Below are 15,451 nucleotides of genomic sequence, written 5' to 3' on the forward strand. Positions count from 1 at the left end.
AGGACCGGGCCGCTACCCGCCGAGGATCTGCACGATCTCGGTGAAGCCGCGACGCCGCGCGTGCTCCAGCGCGGTGACGCCGTCGCTGTCGCCGATTCCCACATCGGCCCCGGCCGCGACGAGAATTCGAGCAATCTCCTGGTACGCCGCCGTGCCGTCACCGAGCACCACGCACTCCAGCAGCGCGGTCCACCCGAGCCGGTTGACGTGGTTGACGTCGATGCCGGTGGTGACGACCCGCCGGACGTAGTCGACGTGGCCGCGCTCGCTCGCCGGGATGACGGAGACCCCGCCGTAGCGGTTGACGATCGTCAGGTCCGGCTTGGCCGGCAGCAGCACCTCGAGCATCGCGACGCTGCCGGTGACTCCGGTGACCAGCCACGGTGTGTCGTGCTGGTCGTCGAGGGCGTTCGGGTCGGCTCCGGCCGCGACGAGCAGCTTCGCCGCGTCGACGTGGTCGCCGGTGACCGCGAGCAGCAGCGGGGTGCGGCGACGCTCGTCGCGGGCCTCCACGTCGGCGCCGCCGTCGATGGCCGCGCGGACACCGGGGGTGTCGCCGTCGCGGGCGGCGACGAGCAGGTCCTGGTCGGCCGATCCGGTCACGGCTGTCTCCTCACGGTTCACGGCGAAACGGTGCACGGCGACCGCGACGGCGACTCCGGCCAGGGCCAGCAGCCCGACCAGCGCCACGACCCGGAGCATCCGCACACCACCGATTCAACACCGTCGGAGCGGTGAGTCGTAGATCTTGTGCGTTTTCCGTCGCTCTGGGCGACGGAAAACGCACAAGATCTACGAGCCGCCGATCAGCCGTCGGTGCGGGCGGTCAGCGGCGGAGCGCCGACGGTGGTGTGGCGCCGCAGCCGGATCCACCGGTATCCGTAGCCGGACAGGGCGAGGCTCGCCAGCTTCACGGCACCGTAGTCGCGGTCGGCGAGCACGTCGTTGGGGAACTCCGCCAGCTCCGACAGGGACCCGAGGTCCACTGTGGCCTCCTCGTCGGAGAGGTTGTGCAGGAAGACCATGACGCCGGTGCTGTGGTCGGCCCGGTGCACCAGTACGCCGGCCGGCGCCGGGACGTCGACGTGCTTGCAGGTGCCCGAACCGATCTCCGGCGCTTCGCGCAGGGTCCGGATCATCCGCTCGAACCAGCCCAGCAGCGAGGTCGGGTCCTGGCGCTGCGCGGTGACGTTGACGTGCTGGTACCCGAACTCGCCGCTGTCGATGACGGGCCGGCACAGCGACTGCGCCGGTGCGCTGGAGAAGCCGGCGTTGGGCAGGTGGGACCACTGCATGGGGGTCCGGATCGCCTGCCGGTCGGGGAGTGACAGGTCCTCGCCCATGCCGATCTCCTCGCCGTACCGGATCACCGGGGTGCCGCGCAGCGCGAACTGCAGGGCGTAGGCGAGTTCGAGGCGCCGCCGGTCGTTGCCGAGCATCGGTGCCAGCCGGCGCCGGATCCCCCGGCCGTAGAGCTGGTGCAGCTCCGGGTCCGGCCCGAACTCGGCGAAGACCTCCGCGCGCTGCTCGGCGGTGAGGCGGGACAGGTCGACCTCGTCGTGGTTGCGCAGGAACGTGGCCCACTGGGCGCCCGGCGGCAGCTCCGGGGTGTCGCGCAGGGCTTCGATGACCGACTCGGGGTTGCGTCTCGCCAGGGCCAGCATGATCCGGCCGTTGAGCATGAAGTCGAAGAGCATGTGCAGCCGGTTGCCGGACCCGCCCCGGTCGCCGAAGTAGACCTTGAGCTGGTCGGGCTCGACGTTCGCCTCGGCGAGCAGCACCGCGTCGGCGCGCAGCCACTGCACGTGGTCGCGCAGCTCGGTGAGGAACTCCAGGTCCTTGGGGGAATCGGCGTTGCCGGGCTCGGTCAGTTCCAGGATGAACGGGGCCGCGTCGATCCGGAACCCGGCCACCCCGAGCTTGATCCAGAACGTCAGGATCTTCTTGATCTCCGCGCGGACCATCGGGTTGGCGAAGTTGAGATCGGGCTGGAAGTCGTAGAAGCGGTGGTAATACCACTGCTTGGCCCGCCGGTCATAGGTCCAGGTCTCCTTCTGCTCGCCGGGGAAGACCATGCCCTGCCTGCGGTCCGACGGCTCGCTCTCGCTCCAGACAAACCAGTCACGGTACGCCGAATCGGGCGACGACCGAGCCGCGACGAACCACGGGTGCTCATCGGAGGTGTGGTTCACGACGAGGTCGATGATGACTTTGATGCCGAGCTGCTCCGCGTCGTGCAGCAGCTGCGCGAAGTCGCCCAGCGAGCCGAGCCGGGGATCGATGCCGTAGAAGTCCGTCACGTCGTAGCCGTCGTCGCGGCCGGGTGTCGGGTGGATCGGGTGCAGCCAGATGCAGGTGACGCCCAGCCGGGCCAGGTAGTCCAGCCTTCCGATCAGGCCCGGGATGTCACCCACCCCGTCGCCGTTGGAGTCCTGGAACGTCTCGACGTCCAAGCAGTAGATCACGGCCTTCGAGTACCAGCGGTCGCTCATCCCAGACTCATCACCACTCGGCGCCGCCCGTAAACACCGGGCATCTTGACCTCGCCCCAGGGGCGGGCCGCAGACTGGGCGGCGTGGAGAAGGATCACCTGCTGGCGGGGGAGTTCGGCGCGGCCGCCCGCCTGTCGCCGAAGGCCCTGCGGCTCTATGCCGAGCAGGGCATCCTCGTGCCCGCCAGTGTCGATCCGGTGACCGGCTACCGCTACTACGCCCCTGGCCAGCTGCCCCGTGCCCGCCTGATCGGCCGGCTTCGCGCGCTCGGGCTGCCGCTGGCCCGGATCGGCTCGCTCGCCGATCTCGACCCCGGCGACCGGGAACTGGAGCTGCGGGGCTGGTTGCGCAGGGAGCGGGAGCTGCTCGACGAGCGCGCTGCCGTGATCGAAGCGGTACGCGGGTCCGCCGAGGACGCCGCGCTCGTCGCGGCCGTCGCCGTCCGGGATGTGCCCGCGACGAAGGTTCTGTGCCGCAGTCGCCGGATCGGCTCGGCGGCGCTGCCGGACCTGATCGGGGCTGCGGAACGGGACATCCGTGAGCAGCTCCGAGCCTCCGGGCTCCCCGGTGACGGTGCCCGACTCGTGTTCTTCCAGGAGCTCGTGACACCGGACAGCGACGGGATCGTGGAGGTGGCGGTCGCCTACGACGGGAGCGTCGAGCCGATCGGCGATCTGCACATCCGGCTGGTGCCGGCGCACACCGAGGCGTACCTTCCCGTACCCCCGGGGTTTGAAGATCTTCCGCTGGTCCTGCGGGTGTATGACGCCGTGGAGGCCTGGACCGACGCCCGGCCCGGCGTCACCTGCACCGGCCACCCCTACGAGATTTATCCGGGCACCCGTGCGCGGTTCGACGTGGCGTACCCGATCAGCAACTGACGAGAGGCTTTCCGTGCGACACCTTCCCTATGTGGGCAACGGCCCCTACTGCTACGCCAACTCCTTCGCCATGCTCCTGGGCGAGCAGTCCCCGTCGACCGCAGTCATCGAGGTCGCCACCGGCGGACCGTTCGGCATGCAGCTCATCGGCGGCACCCTGGTGTTCTTCGACGCCTACGGCTGGAACCCGGAGCTGGGATTCGACCAGGCGCTCGCTGCGATCGGCTGGACCTCCACCACCACGTCCGGCGGCGAGCCCGCCGAGGCTCTCGCCCGCCTCGCCGCGGCGACCGCCGAGGGTCCGGTCTGGGTCGGGCCGCTGGAGATGGGCCATCTGCGCCACCACCCCGAGATGAACGGGCCGATCGGCGCCGACCACTTCGTCGTGGCGCTCGACGTCGACGACGACCGGGTGCTCATCCACGACCCGCACGGCTACCCCTATGCCGAGGTGCCGATCGACGACTTCGTCCTGGCCTGGCGGGCGGAGACGGTGAGCTACGGCGAGCCCTTCACGATGCGCACCGGCTTCACCAAGAAGGCCGACATTCCCGACGCCGACGCGATCCGGTCGATCATCCCGACCGCGATCGAACGGCTCTCCATGCACGCGGACCTGGAGATGCCGCCCGGCAGCCTCGGCAACGGCGAGGCCGCCGAACGGGTCGCCCAGCTGATCGAGGCCGGTGCTCGGGACGGGCTCCGGGAGCACCTCGTCTACTTCGCGATCCGGGTCGGGGCGCGGCGGCTGAGCGACACCGCCGACTGCCTGCTCCTGGCCGGCTACGACGAGGCGGCGTCGATCGCGGCGACACAGGCCCGGCTCGTCGGCTCGATGCAGCGCCCGATGGTGCTGGGCGACCTGGCGGCGGCTGCGGCGGCGCTCCGCGAGCTGGCCCCGACCTATGACCGGCTCCGCGCCGCCCTCGTCTAGGACGGCGGAGCCCGGGTGCGGAAGGGCGCCCGCCCGTGCGGCTGGGCTGGTAACGCTGTGTGATCGCTCGCCGCGGTGAGCCGATAAGTGTGCGCGACGCTTTGCTCTGCTTACACGGACGCATCACCAGAATTATCTGGATTTTCCCGGCGATGCGTAGATGTAAGCAGAGCAAAGCATCGCGCACATCATGTCGACTCCCCGAGGTTCCGAGCCGGGTTCGCTGACGGGGAGTGACGGCCGCCGGGGCTGCGAAACCCATCAGAATCCGGGTATGCCGGGCGCGGCGCGCGGAGAGCGGTCGCGGTCCGCCGAGCGGATAGCCGACAGCGCGTCCTGTCAGGAGAGTGGAGACTCGTCCGGTCACCGGCACGGCGCCGGTGCGCTGGCCGGAGGGAATCGACATGCGAGATCTCATCCATCGAGCGGCGAGGAGCACACTGGCCGCCGCCGCCGCCGCCGCCGCCGTGGTGGTGGCCGTGGGCGCGGTGGTCTGCGCCCCGGCGACGGCGGCACCGACGGTCGTCTTCCCGGACGGGGTGGGCGGGCTGGCCTGGGGCGGCAACGCGTCGGCGCAGGTCGGTGACGGCACCACCGTCAACCGCTCGGTGCCGACGCAGATCCTCCGGCTGTTCGACGGTGTCCGCCAGGTCGCCGGAGGCACCTCGCACAGCCTCGCCGTCCTCGCCGACGGCACCGTCTGGAGCTGGGGCGAGTCCGACCACGGCGCGCTCGGTGACGGCAGCGGTCTCGACCAGCCGACCCCGGTGCGGATCACCGCCCTCACCAGCGTGAAGCAGGTCGCCGCCGGTGGCCGGCACAGCCTCGCCCTGAAGACCGATGGCACGGTCTGGGCGTGGGGCCACAACAACGTCGGGCAGGTCGGCGACGGCACCACGATCAGCCGGACCACGCCGGTGCAGGTGCCCGGGATCACCAACGCCACCCAGGTGGTCGCGAGCTCCGACGCGAGCTTCGCGCTGCGCGCCGACGGCACCGTGCTCGCCTGGGGCGGCAACTTCTACGGCCAGCTCGGCGACGGGACCACCGTCGCGCACAGCTCGCCCGCTGCCGTACCCGGACTGGCCGGCGTGACCCAGGTCGCGGCCGGGCGCTTCCACGCGCTGGCGCTCAGGGCACCCGGCGGACTCGTCGTCGGCTGGGGCTTCAACCAGCACGGCGAGCTCGGCGACCACACCAACACGGGCCGGCTGAGCCCGGTGCCGGTGCCGGACATCGGCAGCATCATCCACATCGGAGCGGGGGACTTCTTCAGCCTCGCCGTCCGCAAGGACCGGACCCTGTTCAGCTGGGGCAACAACGGGTACGGGGAGCTGGGGGACGACAACGGGTTCAGCCGTTCCCACGCGCTGCCGGTCGCGGGCATCACGAACGTCTCGCAGGTGGCGGCCGGGCACTCCTTCGCCCTCGCGCTGCGCACCGACGGGACCCTGTGGTCCTGGGGGCTCAACAGCGTCGGGCAGCTCGGCGACGGCACGCTCGCCAACCACACCGCGCCGGCGAAGATCCCCGGCCTCGCCGGGGTGCGCTCCGTCGACGCGGGCCTGCAGCACGCGCTCGTCGTCCAGAAGGACCCCGACATCGTGCTCCCGTGAGCAGCGGTCGGTGCGCCGCACGCGGCGCACCGACCGCCCTATCCGTTAGCCGGGTGGTGGCGGGCGACGAAGGCGAGTGCCGTCTCGGCGACGTCGCGCCACCCGCGGTCCAGGACGAGCGAGTGGCCCCGGTCGGGGATCTCGACGATCTCGGTGACGGCGGCGTTGCGCTGCTGCTTCTTGAACGACGCGTTCGCGATGGCCCATGGTGCGATGTGGTCCCGGGCACCGCTGATGATCAGCATCGGCCCGCGCTCGGGGTTGCGCGTATCCACCTTGATCTGGGTCCAGGGGTTGATGTTCGCCGTCGCGGCCTGGAAGAGCGGCTTGCCGGACCCGGCCACCGGGTAGGCGTCGTAGAGCTGCCGAGCCTCGTTCTCGTCGACGGCGTTGGCGAAGGCGAACCGGAACTGCTCATAGGTGAGTGTCACCGACCTGCCGTAATTGAGCGGGTTGCCGATGACCGGCCAGGCCCCGCGCAGCGCCGACACCGGCAGCGGCAGGACGCCGCGGAAAGGCGCCGAGTCGATCGGTACGGAGACGGCGGCGAGCCCTCGCCCGGCGAGCTGCTGCGTGATCAGGCCGCCGAACGAGTGCCCGACGACCGCCGGGCGCACCGCCAGCCCGGCGATGACCTCGGCCATGTGGTCGGTGACGTCCCGCACCTTCGTGCCCGCGAAGACCTCGGGGCGGCGGCGGGCCTCCCCGACCGTCTCCGGGTCTTCCGGCCAGCCCGGCGCCACCGTGGTGTAGCCGTTCGCCTCGAAGAACTCCCGCCACGGCTGCCAGCTTCCGGCCAGCATCCACAGCCCGTGGACGAAGACGACCGGCGTGCGCCCGGAGGCGTTCGCCCGGTCGATCTCTTGCCGTTCCCGCGGTGTCACCGTCATGATCCCCACCCATTCCCGAACTGCCGACGGGCTCATCATCCCGCGCCGCGGTGGTCCCGGTCACTGTCGGCGGGGACAGCGTCCGACCCGGCCGATTGTCGCCGGGAACAAAGCTCGACGGAACCGCCGCAGGTCGCCCGGCGCGATGCGGCGCTATGGTTGTCGGATGGGACAGTCACCGCCCGATCCGGTCGGGGAGCAGGTCGCGGCGCTGGGCGCGCGGATGCTGGATCGGGCCGACGAGCTCGCCGACGGCATGACCGCACGGATCAGGGCGGCGGTCCCGATCTACACCACCGGCATCGTCACCCACGAGCAGCTGCGGGCCACGAGCCTGGCGAACGTGGAGTTCATCTTCCGGCCGATCGGGCGTACGTCGGCGGTCTCGTCACCACAGTCCCGTGACAACGGCCGTGAGCGGGCCAGGGCTGGCATCCCGCTGACGGCGGTGATGGCCGCCTACCGGGTCGGCGCGCGGTATCTGTGGGACCACCTCGCCGCCACGGCCACGGAGGCGGCGGCGCCCGCAGAGGTGGTGGTACGCGCAGCCGGGGAGATGTGGCTGGTGCTCGACACCTTCACCCACGAGATGGCCGAAGGCTACCGGGAGGAGGTCACGGCACAGGCGCTCGACCGCCAGCAGCAGCGGTCCGCCCTGGTGCAGGCGATCGTCGAGGGGCACCTCGCCGACACCAGCCTCTGGGAGGCAGCCGAGATCCTGCGCCTGCCGGCCCGCGGGCCCTACGCCGTCCTCACGGCGGCCGTCGCCGAGCCGGGCCGCTCGGCGGTTCCCGACGCCGCCCAACGGCTGAGCAGGGCGGGCATCGCCTCGGCCTGGGGGATGACCCACGACGCGGAGATCGGCATCGCCGCCCTGCCCCGCCCGGGCGACCTCGACGCCGTCGCGGCCGCCTTCGCCGACGGGCCGGGGCGGGTGGGGGTGTCGCCGCGCTACGAGACCCTGCCGGAGAGCGCCGACGCGCTCCGCCTGGCCCGTGTCGCACTGCGGGCCTGCACCGCCGCGCGTCTCGTGACCGTCTTCGAGCGCCAGCCGCTCGCCGTCGCCGCGGCCGGCACGCCCGACGTGATGCGCCGGGTCGCGCGTACCACCCTGGAAGGCCTCGCGGGCCTGCCGGCGGCCGACCGGGCCCTGCTGCTGCGGACCTTCGGTGCCTGGCTGGACCACCGGGGCTCGGCCGACGCCACCGCGACGGTGCTGCACTGCCACCCGAACACCGTCCGCTACCGGCTGCGGCGCCTGGAGGAGTACACCGGGCGATCGCTCGCCGACCCGCGGTGGGTGGCCGAGCTGAGCCTCGCCTACCACGTGGCGGAAGGTTGACGAATTCGCCGTGCGGAACCCTAGGTGCTGTGAGGCTGTGTTGATACCTTGGCGACGTACTTTCACGTTGTGGTACCGGTCCGCACAGGGGGACGCTCATGGCACGGCCGACCTCGACTGATGTGGGGGCTCGGGGCTCCGGACTGCTGCCGACGATCTTCCTGCTGGGCGGGTTGCTGGCCGCCACCGTCTACGTGACCGCCGGTTCCCCGACGATCAGCGCGATCGCCTTCTGCACCGTCGGCCTCGGCAGCGCGGGCGCCCTCGCCGTGGGGATCCGCCGCTACCGCCCGGCACCCCGGTGGCCGTGGGGCTGCCTCGCCGCCGCCTGCCTCACCTTCCTGCTCGGCGCGCTGCTGCGGAACTGGGCAGCGGATCAGGAGGGCATCGCGCAGCTGGCGTCGGACGGCTTCACGATCCCCGGCTACGCCCTGATGTTCGTCGGCCTGGGCGGCTTCCTGCTCGCCCGCAAGGGGATCAAGCGGCACGCCGTCATCGACGGGCTGCTCGTCGGCGTCGGCGCGGTCCTGATCTTCGCCGTGCTCTTCGCGATCCCGGCCGCCACGATCGAGGGCCGCTCCGCCGCGGTGTCGACGCTCGCCGGGATCTACCCCCTGCTCGACGGCATCCTGGTCCTGCTCGTGCTCAACCTCGCCTTCACCACCGCCCGGCAGGGCCCCAGCTACTTCATGCTGATCGGCTGCATGGCGCTGCTCCTCGTCGGGGACATCGCCTACGCCGTCATCGGCACCGACGGGAAGCTCAGCGGGTATCCGCTGCTCGACCTGCCGTTCCTGCTCGGCTTCACGCTGATCGGCGCCTCCGCGCTGCACCCGTCGATGACCCGGATCGGCAACTCCGCCAGCCTGCCGGTCCAGGCCTGGTCGGTGCGGCGGCTGCTGCTCATCACCCCGGCGCTCGCCGTACCCTTCGTCCTGATCGTCATGATCGACCGGTTCTCGCTGATCGACCGCGTGATCGTCGCGATCGGCGGAGCGCTCGCCGTCGCGCTGCTGATGGTCCGGGCGGTCTCGGCGGTCCACGACTACGCCGCGGCCCAGCGCCGCTACGAGTACCAGGCCACCCACGACCCGCTGACCGGGCTCGCCAACCGGGCCCTCTTCTTCGCCCAGGTGCGCACGATGCTGGCGCAGCGCTCCCCGCCGGACCAGCCGCTCTGGGTCTACTTCCTCGACCTCGACGGCTTCAAACTCGTCAACGACTCGCGCGGCCACACCGCCGGTGACCAGGTGATCGTCGAGGTCGCCCGCAGGCTGCGGCTCTCCGCGCCGGACGCGCAGATCGCCCGGGTCGGCGGCGACGAGTTCGTCATCGCCTACCGCGCCGCCCGGCCCGAGGCGATCCTCCTCGCCGAGGCGATCCTGCAGGCGATGCGCCAGACGCTGCGGATGCCCGCCGCCGACGTGGTGGTCACCGTCTCCATCGGCATCGCCCACTCCTCGACCCCGGAGTCCGACGCCACCGCCGAGAGCCTGCTGCGCGACGCCGACACCGCGATGTACCAGGCCAAGGCGACCGGCCGCGACACCTGGGTCGTCTTCGACCCGATCATGCGCGCCCGGGTGCAGGAGCGCATCGACATGCACCTGGCGCTGCGCGAGGCGCTGGCGCAGGAGCAGTTCCGGCTCGCCTTCCAGCCGATCGTGCACCTCGCCAGCGGCCGGATCCGGGGCGCCGAGGCCCTCATCCGGTGGGACCACCCGGTGCGGGGGGCGATCCCGCCGGACGCCTTCATCCCGGTGGCGGAGGAGTCCGGGGTGATCATCGAGATCGGCCGCTGGGTCATCCACGGTGCGCTGCGCCAGCTCGCCGTCTGGCGTGAGCGCGGGGTGGTGAGCGACGATTTCTGGCTCTCGATCAACGTCTCGCCCCGGCAGCTGCGCGACCCCCAGCTCTGCGTCGAGGTCGCCGCGGCGCTGGAGCAGTACGGCGTATCGGGCTCCGCCGTCATGATCGAGCTCACCGAGTCGGTCATGATCGACCCGACCAGCGGCGCCGACCAGGCCCTCAGCACCCTGCGGGAGCTCGGCGTGCAGCTCGTCGTCGACGATTTCGGCACGGGCTTCTCAGCCCTGGGCTACCTGCGCAAATACCCGGTCACCGGGGTGAAGATCGACCGGTCGTTCGTCGCCGGGCTCGGCGTCAACCCGGAGGACGAGGAGATCGTCCGTGCCGTGGTGGCGATGAGCGCGGCCCTCAAGCTCAGCGTCGTCGCCGAGGGCGTCCAGGACCGCAGCCAGCAGAGCGTGCTCAGCGGGCTCGGCGTGATCTACGGCCAGGGCTGGCTCTGGGGCCGCCCGGTCGACGCGGCGAGCTTCGAGCTCGCCTGGTCGATGACCTCGGCTAATCGGTAGCCTCCAGCTCGAACGACCAGTAGGTCTGCACGTCCATCTGCTCCGTCTTCACCTGCGGCGTCAGCGCCTCCAGCGTCCGCTGGATGGCCCGGGGCAGGCCCAGCGCCGCGTTCTGCCCGCAGATGTCGAGCGCGGCGAGCCCGCCGGCCACCCTGATCTCCGCCCACATCTCGGCGATGACCTCCTCGAACGTCCCGGAGCTGCGATAGGCGGGCTCGACGGCGAAGAAGCCGAGGTACCACACCTTCCGCTGGGCGAAGAGGTCCGGCCACCGGCGGGCGAAGAAGTCCGGCGAGATCAGGGGCATGGCGTCGAGGTCGTTGGTGAAGGTGGCGAGGCCCGCCAGGCGGCCCGTGGCCGCGTCGATCGCCAGGTACTTCGCGACGCGCTCGTCGGTCATCACCTCGTCGAACTCGCGGCGGTTCATCACATGCCGCTGAGCCGCCGCCGCGCGGAGCTCGGCGAAGGCCGACACATACATCTCCCACGCCTGGACGAGCTGTGCGTCGTCCAGGACCTTCGCCACCTGAAGCGGCATGGCTACACCTCCGGCCTTGATCCCGAGGGGTACGTGCCTCGACTGTCCGGAACGGTACCGGGGCGCAGGGAAAGGTCAAGTGGCCGAAGGTCGGATAACTGGTGCCCGGTACTCTTCGACACGGTGAAGCCGTAGCGCAGAGGTCGTCGCGCCCGCCCTCCAATTGCGGGAGGACATCGGTTCGAATCCGGTCGGCTTCACCCTACCTCCATTGACAGTATTCGACATGCGCAGAGATAGTTGGGTCGTGTCGACTAACTCCACGCGTACCCGAGTTCGGGCGGCGATCGCCCTCGCCGCCCTCGCGTCGGCGGTCCTCGTGCCCGCGCCTGCGGCGGCTGCCACGGTGCCACCCACCATCACCTGTACCTATCGGCTGAACACCTGGCCGGGAGGCTTCTCGGCCGACCTCGTCATCGCCAACAGCGGTCCGGCGATCGACGGCTGGACGGCGCGCTGGACGTTCGCGACCCCGACACGGGTGATGATCACCTGGGCGGCCTCGTTGACGCAGCCCAGCCCCTATGAAAACGTCGCCACCCCGGTGCCCTGGAACCGGGTGATCGGCACCGGCAAGTCGTTCACCTTCGGCTGGACCGCCGCCGCACCGGCGACCGAGGTGCCGACCGACATCACGATCAACGGGGTGCCCTGCTGAGGCCGGCCCGCACGGCGTCGGCCTCCGGCGCACCGAGTCTCTCGTAGATCGCCAGTGCCTGCCGCCGGTGCTCGTCGGCGAAACCCTCGTCGGGGTGCGCGCGGCCGATGCCGTCCAGGGCCCGGGCCTGCTCGAACTGGTCGCCGGTGCGCCGGGCGAGGGCCAGCGCGGCGTGGTGCCGGTCCAGCGCGGCGGCTGCCTCGCCCATCGCGCGCAGCGTCTCGCCGAGGTGGTTGAGCACCTCGGTCTCCAGGGCCCGGTCGCCGATGTCGCGGCTGATCGCGAGCGCCGCCTGCAACCGCTGCAGCGCTGCGGCAGGGTCGCCCATCGCGAGCAGCACCGCGCCGATGGCGGCGTGCGCGCTCCCGGTGCCGCCGGGGTCACCGGTCTCCCGGCAGAGTTCGAGCGCCCGCTCCAGGTGCGCGAGCGCGTCGGCGTGCCGCCCGAGCAGCCGGCAGTCCGCGCCGAGGTTGCCCAGCGCGTAGCCGAGCAACCGCCGATCACCCAGGTGGGCGAAGAGCTCCGCGGCCGCCTCGTGCAGTTCGGCGGCGACAATCCATTCGCCGGTACGCCGATGCAGCGCCCCCAGGTTGACCAGCTGGACACCCTCCCCGTGCCGGTCGCCGCCGCGGCGGTAGAGGGCGAGCGCCGCCGCCAGCCGCTCCCGTGCGAGCGCGGTGTGGCCGAGCCGCTCGTGCACGACACCGAGCCGGGCGAGTGCGCGGGCCTCCCCGTCGAGGTCTCCTTCCCGGCGGTGCCCGTCCAGCGCCTCCTCGAAGTGCGCCTGCGCCCGCCGGTGGTCGCCGAGCCACCAGTACACGTTGCCGAGGTTGATCAGCACCCCGGCCAGGCCCGCTGCCGTCTCGCGGGCGGCCTGCGCGGCGGCGGTGTGCACCGCGAGCGCATCCTCGTGGTGGCCGCCGACCTCGTAGTAGCGCCACAGGGCCCGGGACAGGCCGACGCTGTGCCGAGCGGTGGTGGTGGCGACCGCGACCAGGTTGGGCCGGTGGCGGTCGAGCCAGGTCAGCGCGGCGACGGGATCGTCGAGGTTCGGCTCGTCCGGCACCGGATCCGGCGTCACGGTCCGGCCGTGCGGTGCGTTCCGGCCGTGCGGTGTGTTGCGGTCGATCTGTGGGGTTCGATCGTGCGGGTAGAGGGCGGCCGTCGCCGCCGTGGCCCGGCTCAGGTAGTGGTCGAAGAGGCGGGTCAGGGGCGCGTCCTCCTCGGGCGCGCACTCGGCGGCGTACGCCCGCAGCAGGTCGTGCATCGCGAAACCGGTGCCGTGCGCCGCCACGAGGTGGGCCCGGGCCAGCTCGTCGAGTGCCGCCTGCGCACCGGCGAGCCCGGCGCCGGTGAGGGCGGCCACATCATGCGCGTCGTAATCCCTGCCCGGGTGCAGCCCCAGCAGCCCGAACGCTCGCGCCGCAGTCGGGCTGAGCCGCCGGTGCGACCAGGAGAAGACGCTGCGCACGGCGGTCCGCGGGTCGCCCGGTACGTGCAGCCGGTCGAGCCGGTGGGCCTCGTCGCGCAGGTCGGCGGCGAGCTGCCCGAGTGCCGATGCCGGGCGGGCGACGGCGAGTTCGGCGGCGATGCGCAGCGCCAGCGGGAGCCGGGCGCAGCGGCGGGCGATCTCGGCGGCGGCGTCGGGTTCGGCGTCGACACGGTCACCGATGACCGTCCGAAGGAGAGCGATCGCCTCGGCGTCGGCGAGCACGTCGAGGGTCACCCGGTGCGCGCCCTCCCGGGCCGCCAGCCCGGCGAGGCTGCTGCGGCTGGTCACCAGGACGAGGCAGGTCGGCGTACCGGGCAGGAGGGGGCGGACCTGGTCGACGTCGGCGGCGTTGTCCAGCACCAGCAGCATCCGGCGGCCGGAGATCAGGGTGCGGTAACCGGCGGCGCGCTCGTCGAGGTCGGTGGGGATCTCGGTGGCGGTGGCGCCCAGCGCCCGCATGAACCGGGCCAGCGTGTCGCCGGGGAGCAGCGGGGCACCGTCGTCATAGCCGCGAAGGTCGGCGTAGAGCTGGCCGTCGGGGAAGCGGTCGGCGGTGCGGTGCGCCCAGCGTACCGCCAAGGTGGTCTTGCCGACCCCGGCCGTGCCGCAGACCGTGCCGATCGTGTGCGCGCCACGATCCAGTAGCGCGTCGAGCTCGGCGAGCTGGGATTCGCGCCCGGTGAAGCCGAAGGCTTCGCCCGGCAGCTGGCGGGGGACCGCGAGGGGAGCGGCGGCGGGCCGCCGGGCCTCCTCGACCCGGTCCCGCGCGGTGGCGAGCGCGCCCTGCTCGGCGGGGCCCGCGCCGAGCAGCCGGATCAGCACGTCGAACCGCTCGGTGGGCGGCAGGACCCGCCCGGCGAGGTACTCCCCGATGATCCCGTGCGACCAGCCCGTCAGCGCGGCGAGCTCGCGGTAGGTCAGCTCCGCGCCGCCCCGGCGCCGGGCGTGCCGCCGCCGCAGGTCCCGCAGCAGCCGGGCGAGTTCGTCCAGCGAGGTCACGAGGTCCACTCGCGCACCGTCCCCACCCACCCCCTGAATTTTAATGCTGGACACGCCGGTGATTCTGCAACAAGAGTCAGTACCGGATCGATCCTGACTTTTGTTGCGGATTTCGCGGCGTGTCCAGCATTAAAATTCAGGGGGTCCACAGTGGCTATACGAGCTGGCAGGGGGTTCCTGCCGCCGTGAAGCTGCTCGGCAGGGTGAAGACCGGGGCCGTCGAGGTGCCGTTGAAACCGATTCCGGCCTGTGAGCCCGGCGCCAGCGTCGTGTAGTAGACCGCCGGGGTCTGGGTGAGCGCCGTGCCGTTGCGGGTGACCGATCCGCCGAAGCTGCCCGTGATGGTCGTGGTGGGCGCCGCGGTGAACTGGAGGGTCCAGCCGGAGACCGGCGCGGGCGTGGTGTTGATGATCGTGGTGCTGACCAGGAAACTCGGGCTGTAGGAGATGATCTGCACCCGGCAGGTGAGCCCCGCCGTGTGGGCGAGCGTGGTCACCGTGCCCGGCTCGGACCGCGCCGACGTGTTGCCCCGGGCGTCGAAGGCGATCACCCCGAAGGTGTACGCCGTCCCGGCCGCGAGCCCGGTGACGGTCTGGAACGCCTCGGTCGGTCCGACGGTCCGGATCGTCGACCAGGCCCCGCCGATCAACTGCTGGAGGTGGTAACCGGTGACCTGGACGTTGTCGGTCGTCTGCGCCCAGGACACGGTCGCCCGGGTCGTGGTGATGCTGCTGAACACGGGTGCGGCAGGCTTCACCGGCGGTACGGTGTCGGGCCCGCTGAGCGTGGTGAACGTGATCGGCGCGGAGCGGGCGCTGTTGCTGTAACCCAGCCCCGCGACCGGGATCGAGTAGATCCGGAACGTGTAGACCGTGCCGCGGGTGAGGCCGGTCAGGGGCAGGAAACCCGTCTCGGTACGGGTGAACTCCTGCCACGCGCCGTTGACCTTGCGCTCGACGACCTCCTGGGCGGAGAAGCCGTCGCGCAGCCAGTCCAGGTCGGCACTGGTGTCGGCGACGTGCAGCGCCTGCAGGTTGTAGGGGGCCGTGAGCGGTGTGTCGGCGTGGGCGGGTGCGGCGGAGACGGTGAGCGCAGCGGCGGCTGTGACGAGCAGGACGGACAGCTTCTTCATCAGATCTCGACAATCCGTGGGGGACGGGGCTGCCGTCATGATCTCGGCCCGTACCCGCGCCGGCCGCCGATCCTGGATCCGGCTGGACACCGTTGGACAGCA

General features: G+C 71.7%; 12 protein-coding genes and 1 tRNA gene. 7 read left to right on the forward strand and 6 right to left on the reverse strand.

Annotation, left to right across the window (positions count from 1 at the left end):
* Positions 1–12: 12 nt before the first annotated feature.
* Both F4553_RS38635 and F4553_RS38640 read right to left on the reverse strand, forming a co-directional pair.
* Positions 13–702, reverse strand: coding sequence for an ankyrin repeat domain-containing protein (locus F4553_RS38635; RefSeq protein ID WP_184846496.1), 690 nt, complete (start codon positions 700–702; stop codon positions 13–15).
* Between the two features lie 104 nt (positions 703–806).
* Positions 807–2,492, reverse strand: a complete 1,686-nt coding sequence (locus tag F4553_RS38640) for an alpha-amylase family protein (protein ID WP_184846498.1) — start codon at positions 2,490–2,492, stop codon at positions 807–809.
* Positions 2,493–2,575: 83 nt separating this feature from the next.
* Here F4553_RS38640 and F4553_RS38645 point away from each other — a divergent pair, with 83 nt between their 5' ends.
* The 3 genes from F4553_RS38645 (at position 2,576) to F4553_RS38655 (ending at position 5,923) form a co-directional block, all read left to right on the forward strand.
* Positions 2,576–3,373: a MerR family transcriptional regulator gene (locus F4553_RS38645; protein WP_184846500.1), complete on the forward strand. Its 798-nt coding sequence runs from the start codon at positions 2,576–2,578 to the stop codon at positions 3,371–3,373.
* A gap of 13 nt (positions 3,374–3,386) precedes the next feature.
* Entirely contained in the window at positions 3,387–4,307 is a 921-nt protein-coding gene (locus F4553_RS38650; protein ID WP_184846502.1) for a YobF C-terminal domain-containing protein, read from the forward strand.
* 404 nt (positions 4,308–4,711) lie between these two features.
* Entirely contained in the window at positions 4,712–5,923 is a 1,212-nt protein-coding gene (locus F4553_RS38655) for an RCC1 domain-containing protein (protein ID WP_184846504.1), read from the forward strand.
* Between the two features lie 38 nt (positions 5,924–5,961).
* Here the strand turns inward: F4553_RS38655 and F4553_RS38660 are convergent, their stop codons facing one another.
* Positions 5,962–6,813: an alpha/beta hydrolase gene (locus F4553_RS38660; RefSeq protein ID WP_184846506.1), complete on the reverse strand. Its 852-nt coding sequence runs from the start codon at positions 6,811–6,813 to the stop codon at positions 5,962–5,964.
* A gap of 166 nt (positions 6,814–6,979) precedes the next feature.
* On the opposite strand from F4553_RS38660, the gene F4553_RS38665 reads away from it, so the two are divergent.
* Positions 6,980–8,155 (forward strand): PucR family transcriptional regulator, encoded by a 1,176-nt coding sequence (locus F4553_RS38665; RefSeq protein WP_184846509.1) that lies wholly within the window; start codon positions 6,980–6,982, stop codon positions 8,153–8,155.
* A gap of 98 nt (positions 8,156–8,253) precedes the next feature.
* The gene (locus F4553_RS38670) at positions 8,254–10,530 is read left to right on the forward strand and encodes a putative bifunctional diguanylate cyclase/phosphodiesterase (protein ID WP_184846511.1); all 2,277 of its coding nucleotides are present in this window, start codon (positions 8,254–8,256) and stop codon (positions 10,528–10,530) included.
* Here the strand turns inward: F4553_RS38670 and F4553_RS38675 are convergent.
* Positions 10,520–11,068, reverse strand: a complete 549-nt coding sequence (locus F4553_RS38675) for a hypothetical protein (RefSeq protein WP_184846513.1) — start codon at positions 11,066–11,068, stop codon at positions 10,520–10,522. The genes F4553_RS38670 and F4553_RS38675 overlap by 11 nt on opposite strands.
* Positions 11,069–11,193: 125 nt before the next feature.
* On the opposite strand from F4553_RS38675, the gene F4553_RS38680 reads away from it, so the two are divergent.
* Positions 11,194–11,268 (forward strand) — tRNA-OTHER (locus F4553_RS38680).
* Positions 11,269–11,315: 47 nt separating this feature from the next.
* Positions 11,316–11,726, forward strand: coding sequence for a cellulose binding domain-containing protein (locus F4553_RS38685; RefSeq protein WP_184846516.1), 411 nt, complete (start codon positions 11,316–11,318; stop codon positions 11,724–11,726).
* Here the strand turns inward: F4553_RS38685 and F4553_RS38690 are convergent.
* On the reverse strand, positions 11,707–14,247 hold the full coding sequence (locus F4553_RS38690) for an ATP-binding protein (protein WP_221470652.1): 2,541 nt from the start codon (positions 14,245–14,247) through the stop codon (positions 11,707–11,709). The genes F4553_RS38685 and F4553_RS38690 overlap by 20 nt on opposite strands.
* A gap of 124 nt (positions 14,248–14,371) precedes the next feature.
* Entirely contained in the window at positions 14,372–15,349 is a 978-nt protein-coding gene (locus tag F4553_RS38695; RefSeq protein WP_184846520.1) for a cellulose binding domain-containing protein, read from the reverse strand.
* Between the last annotated feature and the right edge of the window lie 102 nt (positions 15,350–15,451).

Source organism: Allocatelliglobosispora scoriae (genome assembly GCF_014204945.1).
Lineage (GTDB): Bacteria > Actinomycetota > Actinomycetes > Mycobacteriales > Micromonosporaceae > Allocatelliglobosispora > Allocatelliglobosispora scoriae.

Bases quoted from the DNA above. Each gene is read 5' to 3' on its own strand.
- F4553_RS38660 (WP_184846506.1), bottom strand. From the start codon at position 6,813: ATGACGGTGACACCGCGGGAACGGCAAGAGATCGACCGGGCGAACGCC.
- F4553_RS38675 (WP_184846513.1), bottom strand. From the start codon at position 11,068: ATGCCGCTTCAGGTGGCGAAGGTCCTGGACGACGCACAGCTCGTCCAG.
- F4553_RS38665 (WP_184846509.1), top strand. From the start codon at position 6,980: ATGGGACAGTCACCGCCCGATCCGGTCGGGGAGCAGGTCGCGGCGCTG.
- F4553_RS38640 (WP_184846498.1), bottom strand. From the start codon at position 2,492: ATGAGCGACCGCTGGTACTCGAAGGCCGTGATCTACTGCTTGGACGTC.
- F4553_RS38635 (WP_184846496.1), bottom strand. From the start codon at position 702: ATGCTCCGGGTCGTGGCGCTGGTCGGGCTGCTGGCCCTGGCCGGAGTC.
- F4553_RS38695 (WP_184846520.1), bottom strand. From the start codon at position 15,349: ATGAAGAAGCTGTCCGTCCTGCTCGTCACAGCCGCCGCTGCGCTCACC.
- F4553_RS38655 (WP_184846504.1), top strand. From the start codon at position 4,712: ATGCGAGATCTCATCCATCGAGCGGCGAGGAGCACACTGGCCGCCGCC.
- F4553_RS38670 (WP_184846511.1), top strand. From the start codon at position 8,254: ATGGCACGGCCGACCTCGACTGATGTGGGGGCTCGGGGCTCCGGACTG.